The following is a 20927-nucleotide window of genomic DNA, read 5'->3' on the forward strand; positions in this document are numbered from 1 at the left end:
GCCACTAAGTACTGCCTCAGATGGTCGATCGGCTTCAGGTTGGCAACTACTATCGGATCACTACGCGAACCGCGTACCTGTAACAGCAAAATAAGTTGAATGATACGACTACTGGTATGGTCAACTCTAGAAAAAATAGCCCCAGGCTAAAAACGCCATTGAGCCAAGTACTGAGGTTAAGCGTTGAGAGCGATTGCCAGAGTAAATAACGCATTGTTAGCACAGCCAGAATACTGATCACTAAAGTTCTTGACTAGTGGGCTGGACGTGGGGCGACCTGCATGATTACCAATGCTACCAATAAGAGCGCAACCGCCTAAAACAGTAGGTAGCCCTCAACTATCATGGGCGCTTCTATCCCCATCGGTGACTGTTCCTGCAACTGGTTTAAATGTTGAAAAATCTGGCTGGTTGTCCCTTCTTTAGCAAACCATGCCGCTACGATCGCCTCAGCTAAAGCCACACCACCCAACATCACGGCATTAGCAAGCTGACCACGAGAAACACGTTGCAAAAGCAGTTGAGGAGAAAGCCTAGCAGCAGGCTGAGAGCTAATCATCACTTTGCCCGTAACGTTTTTTACAACTGAAGCATAAACAAGGCACACCATTAGCGGCTTTGCCATTTGTTGCAGTATCCGCTGACGTTAAAGGCTCAAGATGAGGACAACCTGAGAACTTTCTGAGATAACGTTGTAAATTAGACAAACAGGTCTGATTAGCGTTTAATGCCGACTATGTGAGTAGTTAGGGGTAAATTATTTAGAAGCCGTATTTAATTAACCCTTCTACTTCCTATAGCAGTCCTAAATCAGTTGTGAGATTGAGAGACTTTGTGAGAAAGGATTCCACTGGAATCCTTTCTCACAATCTAGATAGGATCGCTATAGTTAATTTCTAACTGATAGAACATTATGAAATGTATTCGCTGTAGCACTGACAATACATTAAAAGATCGAACCGACAATCAAGGTCGCTGCAAAAATTGTCAGCATCCGTTTGCCTTTGAACCAACGGCAATGGGAACAGTTAAAGTGACAGACCCCATGTTCGCCAAAGCGATCGCCGATCTTTCAGCAAACAATACGCTCTTTTTCACACCCAAACAGTTTTTATACTTTTTTGACAAACGACTACGAACCAAGAATTTGTTGTCTGCTAAAGGCTGTTTGCTTCTCTACCTTGTAGTAACCACATTTATGACGCTGGTGGTGGGTTCTAATCTCTTTACTCATACGGTTAGTGTCTTAATGGCATCCCTCCCTGCAATTGCTATTAGCCTTGTTGCTATTGTCATTTTGGCTTCTACCAGCCAATCTAGAAAAACAAGCAATAGGGCACGTCAGAGTAGTGCGAAAGCACTGCAAATTATTGGAGGCGTTATCTTAGCGGCTGGAATAGGTGTCAGCATTATAGGCAACTCTTTTCCGCTTTTTGCTATTAGTGTTTTTTTAGGCGTTGGGTCGTTTTACTATGGCAGGCGGCAGAGTCGTCAAATGTTGATTCATCAGCAGCTAATAGTTGATGCTGCTCTCTTTCAGGGATGGCTCGATCGCTGGCAGCAAATCAATGGTTCTGCAACGAATATGCTGCCGCCTGCTCGTGAAGACCGAACGCCTGCTACTGTCAATTCAGATGTCACTGCATATAGCTTCGATCGCCTAGTTGTTTGTAGCAGTGCTGCGATCGCCCAAATTTTGATTGCCAATAATTTTCATTTTGAAAATAATTGCGCGATTCTTAGCATTACAGGTTATCCGCAGAGCATTTTTGACACTACTATGGGAATGTTGCGCCGCAATCCTGAACTAAAAGTGTACGCCTTTCATGATTGCAGTGCTAGAGGTGTAGGCTTGGTTCATCAACTAAGAAGCAGTGCTAAATGGTTTCAAAATAGCAGTGTTGAAATCTTTGACGTAGGCTTATTGCCACGGCAAGTTTTTCCTAGCAAGTCTATGTTTATTCAAAATACAGCCGATGCGGTTGAAGCAGCGAAACAAATGTCTCCTGAGGTGCGATCGAGCTTATCAGAAGATGAGATTACCTGGTTGGAAGCAGGCAACGTAGTTGAGCTGGAATCCTTTACGCCTCAGCAGCTTATTCATATTCTCAATCGTGGCATTGTTAGCAGCCGAGAACTAGGGAGCGATGACAGCAGCCTTATTTTCATTGACAGTAGCTATGGCAATTCTTACTACGCGGTTGAAAGTTTTGGCTAATTCTAATTATGGAAGTCGGCAACAGTTATACCGTTAACTCTTGACTCCAGGCGGGAAACTCAGCTCCTGGTTGGCGACCATACAGCTGCACCTGCGTAATAAAACTGGGCTTCAGGCGCGGCAGCATTTCGTTTACGAAGTCAACCATTTGTTGTTCGCTAGGCGCTGTTTCTGCTTCAAACAAAATCTGCAAACTATGATCCTTCAGGTTCGCTTTAGCGGTAATACCATCTGGCTGTAGTGCCTGGTTAATCAGCGTGGTTAGCTGCTGAATGCCATCTTGAGGCAGCGGTTCATCGAGTACTGACGTTGCATTCAGATTAATCGCCTCTTGCCTGGTCGGTTCGCGATCGCTTTGCCGTGGCAGTAAGACCTCCAGCAGCGGGATATCTTCTGGCTGTATTGTTGTCAGCACTTCATCTGTCAGTGTTGAAATAACAGCGAGTCGGTTTGCTTGTTGTTCAATAGTTTTCTCAAACAAATTTCGCACCAGTCGAGCATTGCCAAACGTTCGATCACGGCGATCGTAGAGCGTATTAAGTAAAGCACGGAGCGTTTGATTAGCAGCCTCAGTCGGCTTAAAATGGCTATCTTTACAAAGTTTATTGAAAATGGCAACGAGTTCGTCTGGTGTGTAATCTTTAAAGTAAAAGTAACGATTAAAGCGTGATTTTAGACCCGGATTAGATTCCACAAACGTTACCATTTCGTCTGTATAACCAGCAACGATGACAACTAACCGATTGCGGTAATCTTCCATACGCTTAATCAGCACATCGATCGCCTCTTGCCCAAAATCCTGGGTTGAATTGAGTGGTTTCAAGGCATAGGCTTCATCGATAAACAGTACACCATCTAACGCAGATTTAACCAGTGCATCAACCTTCTCCGCTGTACCACCAATGTGAGAGGCAACCATACCAGCACGATCGGTTTCTACTAGATGACCTTTTGCCAAAAAGCCTAGCTCTTTAAAGATTTTCCCCATCAAGCGAGCGACCGTTGTTTTCCCAGTTCCCGGTGGTCCAGAGAAGACAGCATGAAGTGAGGTAGGTGTTTTTGCCATGCCGCGCTGCGCTCGAGCTTGCTGCACCCGCAGAAAATTGGTCAGCGTTCTCACTTCAGTTTTAATGTTCTCCATGCCCACTAACTTGTTCAGTTCAGCTAATACATCGTCAACATTCTGAACGGGTAGCGAGAAGTTTTCAGGAGCGATCGCTTGAGCGTACGTTTCAGAACTATTGTAAGAATGCAGCAATTGCCAGATCTGGGATAATGCTTCCATTTCTTGCATTGTCACTTTGCCATCTGCTTTAACAATGACTTGAGCAAAGCGGTAAAGCGCGTTAACAACTTTATCTAAATAATTAGCACCTTTTTCTTCATCAAACTTGTTCAAAACCGATGGTAGCGCTAATTGCTCACTCTGGTTTGTGCTATTGGTTAATTCCAGGAGCAGTCTTAGCATCTCTTTCTCAGTGTTTCGCCTCACTTCACTGGAGGTATCCCACAAGTCGATCGCAATATGCAGCTTTTCTGTATCCCGCTTAATCAACGCAAAGACAACTAGAAAAGCGAGTAACTCATTGGATGTTAGTTCGCCATGACTGCGCCCACAGATTTGCAAAATCTTTGCCAAATCGGTTAAGACTAACCGCTCAAAGTTGCCTCCTTTTTCCAATAACGGTAAGACAGCTTTGTATAAAAGGTTAGATTCTTTTTTAATCTCCCGATGGTTCATAGATGTCTCCTATAAGAATTGAAAGTGGCAAACCGAAAGGCAGGGCGCGACTGCCGCTATTCTACCTGACTCAAAAATTGTCACCTGTGGCGCTAGGTACACCTATACCTATCGCTTCAGGATGATGGACAGGAGTGAGACTTTTGGCTGAATGATTCGTATCTAGCTGCCCATGCCAAAAGCCTCAGTCCAGATGCTTGTAGTTTTGGCAACTAAAGTCCCAGCTACAGAGAGGCTAGCGTAGCCATGCCTAACAGGCTATAAACTGCCGCCGCAGGTTGTCAAACCCTTGCCTTTGATAGTCCGTGTCAGCGGACTTTATTGGTGTCGTCGCGGTTTTGACCGCCAGACCCTTTCAAACAACCTCTTAGATCGATTTAGCGTATGGGTTTAAGCGCCAGTAGTGAGGCTTCAACGTCAGTATTTAGCTAAACTGATCGGCGGTCAGAATGACTCAATTCAGAATGGCTCAACTCAGAATGGCTCAACATCAAGCGCCTTGATTTTTAGCGTTGTCTCAAGGAACTGCCTGTTATGGTTTACGCATTTTAAGAGAAGGCTGGTGCAGTTAGCGTTGCTGTACTCAGTAATTTGACGGAGTGACACCTCATGGAGCGTCTCTAGGGCTAGCTCAAGTCTTGGGAGTGTATTCCCCTTAACAAAAAGCAATTGCCCACTCTCGCCTCTAGTACCCAAAACGACTGAATCGGTTTCTAAAGCCTTCAACGAGGACTGGCTGACCCTGTACCCGCAGTAATCAAGTCAGTTTTGATTGATCAGACTGCTTCAACAAGGCATCAGGTAGCCTGATCAAGATTTGCTATCATAGCGTTTTCGTAATTTATTCTGTTCTCGCCGTGCTTGCTTAAAGGAGATTGTAAGTCCGGTCGCTCTTAACTGCTAGACCAATGCTTTCAACAATGATGTTCATCACTAGCTTTCTAGAATCGCTGTGCGATCGCGAAACAAGGAGAGATAGCTGATGAAAGTGATCCTCTAGTTTTACCAAACAAAAAACACGCTAGTTCTCTTTACACCAGCAAGCATTAAGGTCTCTACGCTCTGGATCAAGAAGTGGTGTCAAGTCCAAAGATCATCATTTCTTCTGATTCCCTTTAGTTCGGTGCGGGATGAGAATGGTGTTGTCTTAGTTTGCTCTGTCTGCCAGGAGTAGCAGCCTCACGTATGGCAAGAATTTTAATTGTTGAAGATGAGATTGTGGCTGCCTTAATGATTCGAGCTTTTTTGGAGCATTCGGAACATACGGTTGTAGGAAGTGTGACATCAGGAACGGAAGCCGTTCGACTGGCAGCCGAAACACAACCTGATCTCGTTCTTATGGATATTTCGCTTGAGGGTGGGCTGGATGGCATTGCTGCCGCGACTCAAATTCATGAGCAGTTGGGCATTCCTATCATCTACCTCACAGCAAATGCCGAAGACCAAACACTTCAGCGTGCGGTGGCTACGGAGCCCTTTGGCTATCTCGTTAAGCCCTTTAATCAGGTTGGGCTGTATACAACTATCAATATTGCGCTGCGTCGCTACCAATTGGAGCAACAGCTTGAGCAAGCCGAACAATGGTTGGCAACGACGTTAGCCAGTATTGGTGATGGCACGATCGCTACCGATGAGTATGGCTGCATCACGTTTATGAATGCAGTTGCAGAGCACCTTACTGGCTGGCAGCAGTCAGAAGCATTAGGTGCCTCTGCTGAATTGGTATTGCGTCTAATCCATGCAGAGACACGAGAAACGATCGAAAACCCGCTTTTGCAGGCAATCCGTCAGGGAGCCAGTGTCAGTATCTCTGAGCATTGTTTGCTGCAAACGAAGAATGGCTTAGAACGAGCGATCGGTGACACGGCTGCACCCATTCGCAATGACAAGGGTGAAATTACAGGTGGTGTCTTGATTTTTCAAGATGTAACCGAACGGCGGCAAGCCGAAGCGCTCTTACACCGTCGCCAGGAAGAATTTAGGGCACTGGTGGAAAACTCTCCCGATATTGTGGTGCGCTTTGATCGGGAGTTTCGCCACGTTTACATTAATCCTGCAGTCGAGGTGGCAACTGGCATTGCTGTAGAAGCCTTTATTGGACGCACCAACGCCGAGATGGGAATGCCCACCGAGTTAGTGGAATCTTGGCGTGAGACGCTGCAAGCCGTGCTAGATACGAAGCAAGAACAAATTACTGAGTTTCAGTTTTCGACCCCCTCTGGCTTAAAAGTTTATCAAGCGCGGATTGTGCCGGAGTTCAGCCAGGATGGCAGCGTCGACTTTTTGCTATGTGTCAGTCGCGACATCACGGAGTACAAGCGGGCAGAAGCCCTTTTGCGTCAGCAGGCTGAACGAGAGCGCCTACTAGTAGCGATCGCGCAACGGGTACGTCAGTCGCTTGAGTTGGATGAGATTCTCAACACAACGGTTACAGAGGTACGCCAACTGCTCCAGACTGATCGCGTGATCATTTATCGGTTCGAGCCAGATTGGAGTGGCTTTGTCATTGTGGAATCAGTCGGAGATGGCTGGATTCCCATGCTGGGGCGACGCCTTTTTGACCCCTGTTTGGCGATGGCGGACTGTTTGATCCCTTATGCAAACGGCAACATTAGTAGCATTGATGATCTAGAAAATGCGGGGTTAGCTGAGTGCTATGTTGGTCTACTCAGGCAATTTCAGGTAAAAGCAAATCTAGTTATTCCAGTGCTGCTGCCTCCAAGCCAAGTGAACCGGAATGAAGATGGGCTAGGGCATCTGTGGGGCTTACTAGCGGTGCAGCAATGTGCGGCACCCCGCCAGTGGGATGAGTTAGAGATTGACCTACTCAAAAAGCTGTCGGCTCAGGTTGCGGTCGCCATCCACCAAAGCTACCTCTATCAGCAAACGCAGCAGCAGGCAAGGCAAGAACAAGCGCTGAGTCGAGTCATTCAGGCAATTCGCAACTCACTAGATCTCACGACAATTTTCCAAACAGCTGTTATGGAAATGGGAAGTTTGCTTCAGGTTGAACAAGCAAACATTTTGCAATATTTACCAGAGCAAGGTGTTTGGGTCCATCAAGCTAGCTATCGCCAAAGCCCAGATGTTGCACCCGTTGGCTTAGATGTAGTGGGGCTAGAAATTCCTGATGAGGGCAATCCCATTACGGCACGGTTAAAACAACTGGAAATTGTGCGGCTCGATGATGCCAGCACGATCGCTCATGAAATGACTCAAATTCTAGCGCAAACGTTTCCGGGAGCATGGCTGGCAGTGCCCTTGCAGATGAACGGTGCCGTCTGGGGCAACATCACACTGATTCATGGACCAGAACCCTTTGTCTGGCAAGACTGGCAAATTGAGCTCACCCGTGCCGTTGGGGATCAGTTGGCGATCGCCATTCAACAGTCGCAGCTTTATCAGCAAGTGCAGCAACTCAATGCCCGTTTGGAAGAACAGGTGCAAGAACGCACTCTCCTCTTGCAGCAAGCCTTTAGCTTTGAAGCGACGTTAAAGCGGATTGCTGAGCGGGTGCGTGACAGCCTGGACGAAGACCAAATTTTACGGGCAGTCGTAGAAGAACTCGCTGTCACACTGGCTATAAGCCGATGTAGCGTAGCTGTTTACGATCTACCTCAGCGCGCAGTGAATGTGCGCTACGAATATACGACGGCGGTAGAGAGCCTTCAAGGTCGCCTAATTCCCATGTCGCAGTTTCCAGAAGTTTACCAGCAGCTACTAGAGGGACAGCATTTTCAGTACTGTAATGTGGATGCGCGACCGATTCAAGAACACGTAGTACGGTTAGCGTGTCCTATCGTTGATGATCAGTCTGTGTTAGGAGATTTGCGACTCGTCAACTATGCGGGTTACGTTTTTTCGGAGCAGGAAGTCCGCCTGGTGCAGCAGGTTGCCAATCAGTGTGCGATCGCCCTGCGGCAGTCACGTCTCTATCAAGCAGCACAAGCGCAAGTCGATGAACTGGAACGGCTCAATCAGCTCAAAGACGACTTTGTGAGCACCGTTTCGCACGAACTGCGTACACCAATGTCCAGTATCAGAATGGCGATTCAAATGCTAGAAGTTGTGCTGTTGCAAACCGAGGACGGGCGATCACGCAATGCTGCAGATCCATCTTCACTAGTGTTGCAGCCAGAGTCTTTTCAACGTGCAGCCCGCTACGTTCAGGTCTTGCGTGACGAATGTCAGCGCGAAACCATGTTAATCGACGACCTGCTCGATCTATCTCGTTTGGAGCACCAGGCTGAACCGCTCAACCCCAGCACACGGGATCTTCAAGTCTGGCTGGCTCCGCTTTTAGCGCCTTTTGTCGATCGTCTTAGCAGCCAGCAGCAACGTCTGGAAACTCGTGTGGCAATGCCTCTGCCTCCCTTAACAACCGATTATTCCTATCTGGAACGCATTTTTAACGAACTGTTGCAAAATGCTTGTAAATACACTCCAGCAGGCGAAACCATTGTTGTGTCGCTGCAAGCGGTGGAGCGATCATCCACTCTGGCGCGATCGCACATTCAGATTAGCGTCAGCAATTCTGGAGTTGAAATTGCGGCTGACGAGCTAAACCGAGTGTTCGACAAGTTTTATCGCATTCCCAGCCTTAATCCCTGGCAGCACCGGGGTACAGGGTTAGGTCTGGCACTCGTCAAGCGACTGATTGAGCCGCTTCGAGGAGTCGTTGAGGCTTCCAGTGCCGATGGCTGGACAACCTTCACCGTCAGGATACCGCTAGAGTTTGACGAGCAAGAGAGTGGTTGATGTCTCGCCAATGCCTTTCACGCGAGCGCCATGACCTGGAAACCAGGACAAAGAGCAAGGTGAGATCGTGCGTCCTGCTTGATCGTCAATGGCATATGCAAATTAAGCTGAATCGCCTTGTTCCTTCTTTCTCGCTAACACAGTAGTTTGCAGTCAGCAGCACTATCTACAGAAACGAGGCTGAAACCTAACTAGTAGAGGTGGGTAGCAACATCTGGCGATCGCCAGCTCCACCTTTTACATTTAGTTATTTGAACAAGTGTAAACAAAAGTAACAATAAGCTCAGATAAACTAAGAAAGCAAAGAATCTAGAAGCCTTGACACACAAGGGATGCAGCGCTTCTTAATATTTTGTAACCGCTTATACGAACACTCGTTTTAATTTTGCACAAATTTTGCACATTAGGCTTGCTTTAATCAATGTCAAGTTCAAGAAGCACAGCAACCGTTGATTCTTAGCTGAATTAAGGTTCGCCTTCCTAAAAATTCATTGCATACCATTTCATTGGTTTGATGGTCTACTTAAACCGTTTTGAGCGGTAGAAAAAACCTTTAAAACGTTCTTTAAACCCACCTTAAAAATTCGAGGAATACTTGAATGAATTGGGTTAGACTACGCATGGATTTTGGAAGACTGTTTTGCGATATTCACCGTGTTGATTGACGCACCGTTGGTTGGCTGCAACCAGGCAGCTCTATTAGAATTACTTCTGAATTTTGTTGCATCAACTTTGTTTATAAACACGCAAGGTTTATGTGCAAAAGAGAGCTTGTTTCTTCAGCCTGACAGTTTCGTTGCTCAATTGTGGGGGATAGGTTTGCAGACAGTAAGGCTTTAAGAATTTGTGTTTTTAATGTCAAAAATACTAGGAGAAGCTGAAATGCTCGACGCTTTTACAAAAGTAGTCTCTCAAGCAGATACTCGTGGCGCTTACGCTAGCAATGCTGAAATCGATGCCTTGAAGGCTATGGTCGATGCTGGTACCAAGCGCATGGATGTTGTTAACCGCATTACTGGCAACGCATCCACGATCGTTGCAAATGCAGCCCGCTCCTTGTTTGAAGAGCAGCCCCAATTGATTCAACCCGGTGGCAATGCTTACACCAACCGTCGCATGGCAGCTTGCTTGCGTGACATGGAAATCATCCTGCGTTACGTGACCTACGCTGTGTTTACTGGCGATGCTAGCGTACTCAACGATCGCTGCCTCAATGGTTTGCGCGAAACCTACCAAGCGCTAGGCGTTCCTGGTGGTTCCGTTGCAGCTGGTGTGCAAAAAATGAAAGAAGCTGCGATCGCGCTTGCCAACGACCCCAACAACGTTACTCGTGGCGATTGCAGTGCTCTGATGTCTGAATTGGGCAGCTACTTTGATCAAGCTGCTGCTGCCGTCGGTTAATGCTTTAACCACTCGTCATTAGTCATGGGTCACGTTGTACAAGACACATGATGGATGGCACCCTTCTTTTAACGTCAACTTGCAAAATCATTGAAGAGGAAGAATTCAGCATGAAAACCCCTTTAACCGAAGCCGTCGCAACCGCCGATTCTCAAGGACGGTTTCTTAGCTCTACCGAAATCCAAGTCGCTTTTGGACGCTTCCGTCAAGCGGCTGCCAGTCTTGATGCTGCAAAAGCATTGAGCAGCAAGGCACAGAGCTTGGCTGAAGGTGCAGCGAATGCAGTGTACCAAAAGTTTCCCTACACCACCCAAATGCAGGGTCCTAACTACGCATCTGATGCTCGCGGTAAGGCAAAGTGCGTCCGAGACATCGGCTACTACCTCCGCATCATCACCTACTGCCTCATTGCAGGTGGTACAGGCCCTCTAGATGAGTATTTGATCGGTGGCTTGGCAGAAATCAACCGCACCTTTGACTTGTCCCCAAGCTGGTATGTTGAAGCGCTGAAGCACGTGCGGGCAAACCACGGTCTGAGTGGTGATCCTGCTGTTGAAGCAAATTCCTACATTGACTACGCTATCAATGCACTGAGCTAGTTTCTTGCTGCCCAGAACAACGAAAGATTGTTACTGCTAGGGGTCTGGCATGAACAGTTTTTGGGGTTCTGGGCATGATTTTTCTGCTTAAAATTTCATTGAAATTAAGGAGAAGTCATGACTAGTTTGGTAGCTAGACAGTTAGGAATCGAGCCATTTGTAGGAAACGTACCAACAGAACTACGGGCAAATTGGACAGAAGAAGATGTGCAAGCCGTCATTCGCGCTGCTTATCGGCAGGTGTTTGGCAATGATCACTTGATGCAGAGCGAACGCTTGACTAGCGCCGAATCACTGTTGCGTCAGGGTGACATTCGGGTTCGAGATTTTGTGCGTCTTTTAGCACAGTCGGAGTTATATCGACAAAAGTTTTTTTACTCCACGCCTCAGGTTCGCTTTATTGAGTTGAATTATAAACATCTACTGGGTCGTGCGCCCTATGATGAAGCAGAGATTGCCTACCACGTTGATCTCTACACTCAAAAAGGCTATGAGGCTGAGATCAACTCCTATCTTGATTCACCAGAATATCAAACCAATTTTGGAGAAGCGATCGTCCCCTATTACCGGGGCTTTGCTACACAGCAGGGACAAAAAACGGTAGGCTTCAGCCGGATGTTTCAGGTTTACCGGGGTTATGCCAATAGCGATCGCGCTCAAGGCAAAAACAAGTCTGCCTGGTTAACCCAAGATCTCGCACGTAATCAGGCTACACCTATTCAAACAGCGTCCTTTGGTCGGGGTTTGGCAGGGGCGGCAGGCGACGATCGCGGTCAGCTATACCGGGTGCGCTTTACACAGGCTAATCGGGGACGGGCTCCCCAGATCCGGCGTAGCGTGAGCGCCTGCCTCGTCACTTACGATCAACTCTCACCCACTTTGCAACGGCTTAACCAGCGGGGTAGCAAAGTTGTGAGTCTAACGATCGCGTAACTTGAAAGACGTGAATCGGTAGAAAGGATTGATAGAAAAGTGGATGGGTAGGAGAGCCAGTACGTGGATGAGTGGGTTTCCCCATTAACCCATCGGCTCATCTACCCAATTTTTCATAGTACCAAAGCATTAAGGAGCGTCATCGTGCCAATTACAACCGCAGCCTCTCGTCTAGGAACCGCTGCTTTTAATGAAACACGCCCAGTTGAATTGCGTGCAAGCTGGACTGCGGACGAAGCCAAGACAATTATTCAGGCAATCTATCGGCAGGTCTTGGGAAACGATTATTTGATGCAGTCGGAACGTCTGACTGGCTTAGAGTCGTTGCTTATGAATGGTCAACTGACCGTGCGGGACTTTGTCCGAGCAGTGGCTAAATCAGAACTCTACAAAACGAAGTTTCTATACCCCCACTTTCAAACACGAGTGATTGAATTGAACTTCAAGCATCTACTGGGACGCGCTCCTTATGATGAATCTGAAGTGATTGAGCATCTTGATCGCTACCAAAATGAAGGCTTTGAAGCAGATATCGATTCTTACATCGACTCTGAAGAATACACCACCTATTTTGGTGAAGCCGTTGTGCCCTACTACCGTGATTTGGTGACAACAGGTGTGGGTCAAAGAACAGTCGGCTTTACCCGTATGTTCCGCCTGTACCGTGGCTATGCCAATAGCGATCGCGCCCAGCTTGGCGGTCCTGATTCTCGGCTGGCAACCGATCTAGCGAGAAATAGTGCATCTCACATCACGGCTCCATCTGGTAGTGGTGAAGGGTGGGCTTACCAACCATCGAAGCAGGGCACAGCACCCAGTCGATCGTTTGGTAGATCCTCGCAGGGGGCTACATCTCGGCTCTACCGGATTGAGGTTGCAGGTATTAACCTACCTCGCTATCCCAAAGTCCGCCGTAGTAACAAAGAGTTTATTGTCCCCTACGAGCAACTGACAAGTACACTCCAGCAAATCAACAAGCTGGGGGGAAGAGTCGCCAGCGTTACCCTCGCGCAATAGTGTTTGGCCAAGGTGCGTTGAATGGGTCAAAAATGCTTAAGACTCAACCCAACGCACCCTTCCCTGTTGTTGCTGCACGTTAGTAATTTGACTCATTCATTAGGAGAAAGAAGCACCATGTCGGGACAGCCCACCTTAATTAACGCGTCTGTTTCAAATGCGGACAATCGCGTTTTTATCTATGAAGTCGAAGGCTTACGGCAGAACTCACAAACGCAGAACCAGAGCTATCCGGTTCGTAACAGCAGCACTATCCTGCTTCAGGTGCCCTACAGTCGCATGAATGACGAGATGCGTCGCATTACTCGTCTGGGTGGCAAGATTGTAAATATCCGCCCCCTGACTGCATCGACATCGTCGTCTCACGCAGAGTAGCCGCCACTATAAGCGGTTGACCGCGATCGCGGGTTAGGCAAGCTGAGGCACGAATTTGCCTGGTCACACAATTAGCTCGGCATCTGGTTTAATCCTTACGTCGCACTTTTTTATTCATTCTCTAAACATCAAGTAGCCCTTGAGTTCAACGGTGTAGGAAGCTAAAACTTCTTGCACCTTTTTTTTGAACGGGTAGTTGCAGAGCCTTACTCTAGTACCGCTTGTCGGGGGCAGGTTTTGCCAGAAGCTTTGCGAATAACTGACCACGCTGGTATCAAACCTGCCCCTACGGGTATTTTGTTTGCTAGAAATCTCCTTAAAGTCGCTGCCATGAAAGTTCGCCACAGTCTGACTGGTGCCACTGGAGCAGATTAGCAGTCTGCCCGATCAGATTCGTTGGCAAGCCGATCGCTCGACGAGGCGCAATAGTAGCAAGGGCGATCGCTGTTTCAACATCACAAATGCCTCCCTTCACCAGGTTTTGTGCCCCTACCAACAGCGATAAAGTCGTTCCCGATAAGGTGCCATCCGGCAAGCGAGCCGTACCGTTTTTGACTTCAATCTGGCGGGTGTCCCAGGGATAAATGCCATCAGGTAAGCCCAGCGGTGAGAGCGCATCACTGACCAGAAAAACACCACGATCGTACTGACTGGCTCGCAGCAAAAGATCCATCATGATCGGCGAAACGTGCTGACCATCGGCAATAAGACCACAATACACCTGGGGATGAACGATCGCCGCACCTAATAGTCCTGGTTCCCGATGGTGAAGTCCCGGCATGGCGTTGAAAGCATGTGTCACCATCGTCGCGCCCTGGTCAAACGCTTGCTGTGCCTGACTTGCCGTTGCTTGAGAATGCCCCAGACTAACGGTAATACCCAGCGATCGCAAGTAAGGAATTACCCTGCCTGTTGGGTCCAATTCGGGCGCGAGGGTCATTACTTTGACAACGCTGGCATAGTCACCAAGAAGGCGTTTAATAGTGTCGATCGTCAGTGGCAGCAAATATTCGGCGGGATGTGCGCCCCGTTTGTCAGGGTTGAGGCAAGGACCTTCGAGGTGAACGCCGAGGATTCGGGAAATGGGGGAGCGGGGAGTAGGGCGTGGGGAGTGGGAGGAAAGAAGGGCGAGCGATCGCTGGATGTTTTCAATTGAGGTGGTGACGATCGTGGGTAGAAAGCCATCAACGCCTTGCTGCCAGAGGAACTGGCTGATGGCATCGAGTTTGTCGCTATTGTCGTCACTGAGATCGGGAAATGCTAGCCCAAGTGCGCCGTTAATTTGCAGGTCGATGCCGCCCAGGGAAAGCCAATCGCCTGCCACATCCACTTGCTGTACATCCAGCGACGGCAAGTAAGTGGCTGCACTCATAGGCGCGATCGCTTGAATTGTGTGCTGCTCGATCGCAAGCCGCTGTAGCCCTTCATAGCCAGGCAGACGAGCATTGATCAGTTCCAGCGTTGGGTGAGCCATGAGAAGGCAGTGATAGCAGGTTAAGCAATAGGGTGCCTGATCGTCTGCAAGGATGTCAATAATTGTTTGACATTAAACAGTTTGCAGTACAATAATAAATTCATCGACAGTTCAGGTAGCCACTAAACGAACGCCGATAATCTTAGTTCTAACCACTATTGGGAGGTTGACCATGAAACGCTTCATTCTTGCTGGTTTAACCACACTCACGCTCTGTACTGCTATGGTTTCGACTGCAAACGCTGATCCAACGGCTTATAATCCCTATCCTGCCGTCAGTATTGCGAACAATCGCATCGCACCCTCTGACCTTGTGACGATCGCGCAACGCGGTGGGCTCAAGTCACAAGGGATTCCGGGCTACTTAGGCTTGGCTTCGGCGTATACGCTGGGTCAGATTGGTGCCAAAGAAGTGGTACAAGGTGCCGTCAATGCCCAATTGCTACCAGTGACAGCCGTAAGTGATCAGGCATATTTGAACCTGGTGGATGCCCAACTGCAAACGCAGGTAAGAGTCCGCTAACTACAACTCAATGTCTTTACTTAGATCCCCGGCTTCTTCAAGAAGTCAGGGATCTGGTTGTGCTTTGCTAGGCTTGGTTAACGACACAGCTTGTCGCGATCGTCCAGAAAGTGTCTATGCATTTATCTGTAAAAAAGCGCGTTTTGCTGGTTGGTGCGATCGCCCTTTTCGTTCTGATCTGTCACTATGGACAAAGTTGCTCCATATCCGCCGCCATGACAGAACCCAACCAATTCTCTAGCCAAACATTCGTCTATCCTCAGCCCCATCAGGCAAATCAGGTTGACGACTACCATGGTACGCAGGTTGCCGACCCGTATCGCTGGCTTGAAGATCCGGATTCTGACGAGACAAAAGCCTGGATTGAGGCAGAGAACAAGCTAACGTTTGGGTTACTGGAAACGATTCCAGCGCGCGATCGCCTCAAACAACGCCTCACCCAACTGTGGAACTACGAAAAGTACGGCATTCCCTTTAAACAGGGTGAACGTTATTTCTATTTCAAAAATGATGGTTTGCAAAACCAGAGCGTCCTCTACACGCTAAAGGCTCTGGAGGATGAACCTGTTGTCTTGCTTGACCCCAATACCCTTTCGGAAGATGGCACCGTGGCGCTATCGGGACTCTCCATCAGCGAAGATGGGCAGCACCTCGCCTATGGGCTGTCCACATCTGGCTCCGACTGGCAAGAGTGGAAAGTGCGAGCGGTGGAAACCGGAACGGATACAGACGATCGCGTGCAGTGGGTGAAATTCTCTGGTGCCTCCTGGACGCATGATGGCAAGGGCTTTTTCTACTCTCGCTACGACGAACCAGACGAAAAGTCTAAGCTTGAAGCCGTTAACTATTACCAGAAGCTTTATTACCATCGTCTCGGCACACCGCAGAGCGATGATACTCTCATTTATGAACGTCCTGACCAGAAAGACTGGGGCTTTGGTGGTGGTGTGAGTGAAGATGGGCGTTTTCTCATCATCTCCGTTTGGCTAGGCACCGATCCGCGCAATCTGGTGTTCTACAAGGATTTGACGATCGCCAATGCACCGATCGTCGAACTCATCAGCACCTTTGAAGCTAGCTATAGTTTCATCGACAATGATGGCGATCGCTTCTGGTTTAGCACCGATCTAGAGGCACCGCGCAGTCGTGTGGTGGCGATCGATACCACCAATCCCGATCGTGCCCACTGGCAAGAAGTTATTCCTCAAGCAGCAGAAACGCTCGAAGGCGTAGGCATTCTCAACAACCAGTTCGTTGCCTCCTACCTAAAAGATGCGCATAGTCAGGTAAAGCTCTTTGACCTGAACGGCACTCCCATACGCGACGTTGAGTTTCCTGGGCTTGGCTCGGTCGGTGGCTTTGGCGGCAAACGCTACGATACCGAAACCTTCTACAGCTTCACCAGTTTCACCACACCAGCCACGATCTACCGTTACGACCTGGTGAAAAACGAAAGCCACGTGTTTCGCCAACCAAACGTAGATTTCAACCCTGACGACTACGAAACGAAACAAGTCTTTTACTCCAGCAAAGACGGCACGCAAATTCCCATGTTCATCGTCCACAAAAAAGGACTGGTGCTGGATGGGACGAATCCCACCTTCCTTTATGGCTATGGGGGCTTTGGGGTTTCTCTCACACCCAGTTTCTCCGTCAGCACACTGGTTTGGTTAGAGATGGGCGGCATTCTTGCAGAACCGAGCCTGCGCGGTGGTGGCGAATATGGCGAAGACTGGCATCAGGCAGGCACCAAGCTGAAAAAGCAGAACGTGTTTGATGATTTCATTGCTGCGGCGGAATGGCTGATTGACCACAAATACACGTCTCCCCAAAAGCTGGCGATCGCAGGCGGCAGTAACGGTGGCTTACTCGTCGGTGCCTGCATGACGCAACGCCCTGAACTCTTTGGTGCGGCGCTACCAGCCGTTGGCGTGATGGATATGCTGCGATTCCACAAATTTACGATCGGCTGGGCATGGATCTCGGAATACGGCACACCCGAAAATGCCGACGAATTCAAAGCACTCTACGCCTACTCGCCCCTGCACAACCTCAAAGCAGGCACAGCCTATCCCGCGACGCTGATTACCACTGCCGACCACGACGATCGCGTGGTGCCTGCCCACAGCTTCAAATTTGCCGCTGCCCTCCAAGCCGCTCACAAAGGCGATGCACCCGTCATGATCCGCATTGAAACGAAGGCAGGACACGGCGCAGGCAAACCCACCGCCAAAATCATCGAAGAAAGTGCCGATAAATGGGCGTTTTTGGTGAAGGTATTGGCGATCGAAAGCTAGTTGTCGGAGTGCATCGGTTTTATGATGAAAGTGTAGCGATCTCGCTGTCATGCTGTGTTTAGAGCAGGCATCAAATAATGAGTGACTCATATTTGGCAGACTTTGATGCGTGGATTGCTCAAACCACACAGTTGTTACGGGAGCATCGCTGGCACGAAATTGACGACAAAAGTGGAACTATAAGACGACAAGGAACGATGCCAATAAGTGCGCTACAAACGAACTGTTCCGTCAGACTGCCAGATTATCAGGAGCTCGCCCATTCGCTGCTGAAGATCTGTATCGTCCTTCACTGTGTCATTCCAAGCCTCAACGCTATCACAAACATCATTGCAGAAGTTATCGACCTGCAACTGAAGCCTTGAGTTCCTTTACTTACAGTGAGCGGAATTGCCACCAGGTGGTGGAGGGGTGGTGAAGAAGAACGATTCGAGCGCCTGCCGAGCGCGTTGGCGGACTATTTCATTAGTACCTTCATGGAGAAACGCGCATCGCAGCGCATAGCAGTCCTCTCCGCTAAGGAATACGTGTTTAAAAGCCCCAGCACCAACCGAACTTGTGTACTTGGGCACAAGAAAGCGATTACACCATGCAACATATCGTTGCTTAGAACCGAACGTTGGTGACTCAAGAAATCCACAAATGTCAGGTAAGGTTAGCGCTAAACCGAGAGATGCGTACCAGTTTTGCTCAGTCAGCCCTTTCCTAATCGAACTGACTAAGTGATCCATATGTCCATACTTGTATGTGGATGCAGCTTACTAATTAGCTAGATGCTATACCTACTTTAAGGCACCTCGAATATAGAAGGACGCGAAGCCAAGAAAAATTTTGAACACAACAGAAATTAAGTATTATGCTTCTATGACCGAGCCACATCGCTGGACTAGATTTGGCAAACATCACCGTTCAGTTCTAGTCTGCAACGCTTATTCTCTCGTTCCTATGGACTCCTAAGCACAAGCTGGAATAACGATTCTTCCACTGTTAGCTAGCTTTGAATGACAGCAACAGTTCCTATATTTATAAGCATTTAACATAAGCAATATTCTGTTAGATGGAGTTGCTAGCAGAAAATCTAACGTTAATCTTTTTGAAATACTACCGTTGTGTGATCGCCTTTACATCTTTTACCATTCAAAAGTTATGCGACCGCTCAATAACTAATGTCGTATTGTAATGATTGGGCTTGCTTACTACCGAGAAGCATTTTAACGAGCTGGTAATATTTACCTTTCCAACTATTACAGGCTGCTTGGCTATAGTAACGTTGGTCAAAATTATAAACTCCTGCGTTAGCTATAACTGGTTGAAGCAGGTTAACAACTAGCTGTAGCTGCTGAATATCTCGTTCATTAAATTTGCGAGGCTGAAACGTGCCAACGTGCAGCACGCCTACAACGCTATGTACAAGCTGCAACGGCACCCCAACCATAGATTGCAAACCTTTGTTTCGCAAAACTGGGCTAACAACTTCTACTGCTGCTAAGTTTTCAACAACTACTGGTAATTTGTTTTCAGCAATATTACCTGCAAAACCTTTCCCGATCGGAATAAAAATTTGTTGGCTTATCTCTTCTTCTAGCCCAATAGTAGACCGCACGGTTAGATCCTGGTTGCCTGAGTCTGGCAGCAGGAGGGTGACAGTATCCACAGCCATATGCACTTGCAGCCACTGAAATAGCTTTTTACAGAATTTATCAAGCTCCGATGGTGTGTTGATTTTGCTTGTGTCTGCTAGCACTTTCCAACCTCTGTAAGAGCTTGGCTCACCTGTGTGATCACCCCAAAAGACCATAGTTAACACCCATACACTAAAGTGAATTTTGCGAACATAGCTTACGAAAGCTTGAACCGCTCTTTGTCTCCGAGTCTAGCATCTATAGTTCGATCGCTATTTTACAGCTTGCATTGGTATTGAAAAGCTCACTATCAGCTTTTGAACACTTTGAACGATCGGTTGAAACACAGGCATCCTGAAGCCTACAAGAGCAGTTTTGTTTGAGCAAGCTGCCTCACAGCGCTAGCTGCCAGAATGGTTACAAAGCTACATATAACAGCCGCCAAACCTGGTATTCTAGACCGGCATAAGCTCGCTGCCTTGCAACGCATGGAGAAACCGAGCAACGTCGCTAGGATTGCTTGTGACTTATACCCTTCGTTCTGCTCTCATTCCTGTTAAGGACAGCTACACTACGGTCGATGTGCAAATTGAGGACGATCGCATCGCGGCGATCGGAGCCAGTTTGCCAATAGTGGGAACGGCGATCAATGCTGAAAACAAGCTGTTGCTGCCCGGCTTCGTCAATGGGCATACCCATTCACCCCAATTCTGGCAGCGCGGATTGATTCCCCAACTGCCTCTAGAGCTATGGCTAGCAGATGTCTTTGATACATCGCCAACACAAATAGAGCAGGCATACCTGGGTGCTTTAGGCACCGCCATCAACACCCTTATGTCGGGTGGCACCTGCGTAATGGATCATCTGTATCTCATTGCGGGACACGAACTCGAAAGCGTGGCTGCCGCCGTCCGTGCCTACAAAGAAATTGGCATTCGTGCCTTTATTGCACCGTTGATTCAAGATTTGCCCTTTGTAGGAGGTTATCCTGAAGGGCTAAAAACACTGCCCCACAAGCCTTTTCATCAATCCACCACTGAAATTCTGGCACTGATAGAAGCGATCGTCGCTCAATTTCACGAACCAGACGCGGGCATTCAGATTGCAGTGGGACCCACAGGCTTTCATCGCTGTTCGGATGCACTGTTTGAGGGGTGTCGAGACCTGAGCGATCGCCATAATCTTTGCCGTCATTCGCACCTGCTCGAAACAAAAGCACAAAAAATGCTGGCACAGGAGCGCTACGGTGGCAGCGGCGTTAAACATCTCCAGCAGCTTGGCTTTTTGGATCACCGTACGTCGCTTGCCCATTCCATTTGGCTAGAGGACTCAGATATAGCAATTCTGGCAGAAACCAAGTCAACCGTTGTACACAATGCCCCCAGCAACCTGCGTCTGGGCAGCGGCATTGCGCCCGTGCTGAAGTATCTGCAAGCTGGAGTCAACGTTACGTTTGGTTGTGATGGAGCCGCCAGCAATGATGGTCAAGATTTGCTCGAAGCGATCAAGCTTGGTTCCCTACTCCATAACGTCACCGATCTAGATTACAAGCACTGGATTACGCCCCACAAAGCTGTTGAAATGGCTGCGATCGGTGGTTTCACAGGGGTCAATTTAGCCGACCAAGTTGGTTCCCTCACGGTGGGTAAGCAGGCTGACCTGGTGTTGTATGATCTCAAAAATCTGTCTCTGCTGCCGCGCACTGATCCGGTGAAGCTGCTCGTTCTCGGTAGACCCAACGGTGTGGTCGATAGCGTCTGGGTGCGTGGACAGAGAGTGGTCGCTGGTGGCACCTTGCAAACGGTCAATGCAAACGATTTTGCACAAACGGCCTTTAACAGTCAGACCGCCAGCAAGCCCCACTACCAAACAATCCACACCGTCGAAGCGCATTATCGTCGTGTGATGGGTTTGCCTGAATGTGGCGATTTAGTAGCAGAGTGAGTGATGGTGAGCCTGGAAGCAGCAT

At 48.5% G+C, this 20927-nt stretch carries 15 protein-coding genes; 11 read left to right on the top strand and 4 right to left on the bottom strand.

All coding sequences use genetic code 11. The features are described 5' to 3' along the window. Positions 1-316 precede the first annotated feature (316 nt). On the bottom strand, positions 317-625 hold the full coding sequence (locus H6F86_RS17965) for a hypothetical protein (RefSeq protein WP_190450096.1): 309 nt from the start codon (positions 623-625) through the stop codon (positions 317-319). A gap of 288 nt (positions 626-913) precedes the next feature. On the opposite strand from H6F86_RS17965, the gene H6F86_RS17970 reads away from it, so the two are divergent. Then, positions 914-2218: a hypothetical protein gene (locus tag H6F86_RS17970; protein ID WP_190450097.1), complete on the top strand. Its 1305-nt coding sequence runs from the start codon at positions 914-916 to the stop codon at positions 2216-2218. Between the two features lie 25 nt (positions 2219-2243). Here the strand turns inward: H6F86_RS17970 and H6F86_RS17975 are convergent, their stop codons facing one another. Further along, positions 2244-3959, bottom strand: coding sequence for an AAA family ATPase (locus H6F86_RS17975; RefSeq protein WP_199305357.1), 1716 nt, complete (start codon positions 3957-3959; stop codon positions 2244-2246). 1185 nt (positions 3960-5144) lie between these two features. Here H6F86_RS17975 and H6F86_RS17980 point away from each other — a divergent pair. From H6F86_RS17980 to H6F86_RS18005, 6 genes are all read left to right on the top strand, one after another. After that, on the top strand, positions 5145-8717 hold the full coding sequence (locus H6F86_RS17980; RefSeq protein ID WP_190450098.1) for a GAF domain-containing protein: 3573 nt from the start codon (positions 5145-5147) through the stop codon (positions 8715-8717). Positions 8718-9599: 882 nt separating this feature from the next. After that, entirely contained in the window at positions 9600-10118 is a 519-nt protein-coding gene (locus H6F86_RS17985) for a phycocyanin subunit beta (protein WP_190450099.1), read from the top strand. Between the two features lie 110 nt (positions 10119-10228). Continuing rightward, complete coding sequence (gene cpcA, locus H6F86_RS17990) at positions 10229-10717, top strand: phycocyanin subunit alpha (RefSeq protein ID WP_190450100.1); 489 nt, start codon at positions 10229-10231, stop codon at positions 10715-10717. A 117-nt stretch (positions 10718-10834) separates the two neighbouring features. Then, a complete protein-coding gene (locus tag H6F86_RS17995; protein WP_190450101.1) occupies positions 10835-11650 on the top strand; it encodes a phycobilisome rod-core linker polypeptide in 816 nt (271 codons plus the stop codon). Positions 11651-11794: 144 nt separating this feature from the next. Beyond that, a complete protein-coding gene (locus tag H6F86_RS18000) occupies positions 11795-12667 on the top strand; it encodes a phycobilisome rod-core linker polypeptide (protein WP_190450102.1) in 873 nt (290 codons plus the stop codon). 117 nt (positions 12668-12784) lie between these two features. Continuing rightward, a complete protein-coding gene (locus H6F86_RS18005) occupies positions 12785-13042 on the top strand; it encodes a phycobilisome linker polypeptide (RefSeq protein ID WP_190450103.1) in 258 nt (85 codons plus the stop codon). Between the two features lie 316 nt (positions 13043-13358). Here the strand turns inward: H6F86_RS18005 and nagA are convergent, their stop codons facing one another. Continuing rightward, positions 13359-14516 carry an N-acetylglucosamine-6-phosphate deacetylase gene (nagA, locus tag H6F86_RS18010; protein ID WP_190450104.1) on the bottom strand — a complete coding sequence of 386 codons (1158 nt, stop codon included), beginning with the start codon at positions 14514-14516 and terminating at the stop codon, positions 13359-13361. 172 nt (positions 14517-14688) lie between these two features. Here nagA and H6F86_RS18015 point away from each other — a divergent pair, with 172 nt between their 5' ends. From H6F86_RS18015 to H6F86_RS31625, 3 genes are all read left to right on the top strand, one after another. Next, a complete protein-coding gene (locus H6F86_RS18015; RefSeq protein WP_190450105.1) occupies positions 14689-15039 on the top strand; it encodes a hypothetical protein in 351 nt (116 codons plus the stop codon). A 215-nt stretch (positions 15040-15254) separates the two neighbouring features. Beyond that, a complete protein-coding gene (locus tag H6F86_RS18020) occupies positions 15255-17336 on the top strand; it encodes a prolyl oligopeptidase family serine peptidase (protein WP_190450167.1) in 2082 nt (693 codons plus the stop codon). Positions 17337-17413: 77 nt separating this feature from the next. Next, on the top strand, positions 17414-17701 hold the full coding sequence (locus tag H6F86_RS31625; RefSeq protein ID WP_199305358.1) for a hypothetical protein: 288 nt from the start codon (positions 17414-17416) through the stop codon (positions 17699-17701). Between the two features lie 791 nt (positions 17702-18492). Here H6F86_RS31625 and H6F86_RS18030 read toward each other — a convergent pair. Beyond that, on the bottom strand, positions 18493-19134 hold the full coding sequence (locus H6F86_RS18030) for a GAF domain-containing protein (protein WP_190450106.1): 642 nt from the start codon (positions 19132-19134) through the stop codon (positions 18493-18495). A 346-nt stretch (positions 19135-19480) separates the two neighbouring features. On the opposite strand from H6F86_RS18030, the gene H6F86_RS18035 reads away from it, so the two are divergent. Then, positions 19481-20902 (top strand): amidohydrolase family protein, encoded by a 1422-nt coding sequence (locus H6F86_RS18035; protein ID WP_190450107.1) that lies wholly within the window; start codon positions 19481-19483, stop codon positions 20900-20902. Positions 20903-20927: the final 25 nt, after the last annotated feature.

The organism is Phormidium sp. FACHB-592, assembly GCF_014695795.1.
Taxonomy (GTDB): domain Bacteria; phylum Cyanobacteriota; class Cyanobacteriia; order Leptolyngbyales; family Leptolyngbyaceae; genus Stenomitos.

Bases quoted from the DNA above. Each gene is read 5' to 3' on its own strand.
- cpcA (WP_190450100.1), top strand. From the start codon at position 10,229: ATGAAAACCCCTTTAACCGAAGCCGTCGCAACCGCCGATTCTCAAGGA.
- H6F86_RS31625 (WP_199305358.1), top strand. From the start codon at position 17,414: ATGAGTGACTCATATTTGGCAGACTTTGATGCGTGGATTGCTCAAACC.
- H6F86_RS17975 (WP_199305357.1), bottom strand. From the start codon at position 3,959: ATGAACCATCGGGAGATTAAAAAAGAATCTAACCTTTTATACAAAGCT.
- H6F86_RS17970 (WP_190450097.1), top strand. From the start codon at position 914: ATGAAATGTATTCGCTGTAGCACTGACAATACATTAAAAGATCGAACC.
- H6F86_RS18020 (WP_190450167.1), top strand. From the start codon at position 15,255: ATGACAGAACCCAACCAATTCTCTAGCCAAACATTCGTCTATCCTCAG.
- nagA (WP_190450104.1), bottom strand. From the start codon at position 14,516: ATGGCTCACCCAACGCTGGAACTGATCAATGCTCGTCTGCCTGGCTAT.
- H6F86_RS18005 (WP_190450103.1), top strand. From the start codon at position 12,785: ATGTCGGGACAGCCCACCTTAATTAACGCGTCTGTTTCAAATGCGGAC.
- H6F86_RS17965 (WP_190450096.1), bottom strand. From the start codon at position 625: ATGGCAAAGCCGCTAATGGTGTGCCTTGTTTATGCTTCAGTTGTAAAA.
- H6F86_RS17995 (WP_190450101.1), top strand. From the start codon at position 10,835: ATGACTAGTTTGGTAGCTAGACAGTTAGGAATCGAGCCATTTGTAGGA.
- H6F86_RS18015 (WP_190450105.1), top strand. From the start codon at position 14,689: ATGAAACGCTTCATTCTTGCTGGTTTAACCACACTCACGCTCTGTACT.
- H6F86_RS18030 (WP_190450106.1), bottom strand. From the start codon at position 19,134: ATGGTCTTTTGGGGTGATCACACAGGTGAGCCAAGCTCTTACAGAGGT.
- H6F86_RS17985 (WP_190450099.1), top strand. From the start codon at position 9,600: ATGCTCGACGCTTTTACAAAAGTAGTCTCTCAAGCAGATACTCGTGGC.
- H6F86_RS17980 (WP_190450098.1), top strand. From the start codon at position 5,145: ATGGCAAGAATTTTAATTGTTGAAGATGAGATTGTGGCTGCCTTAATG.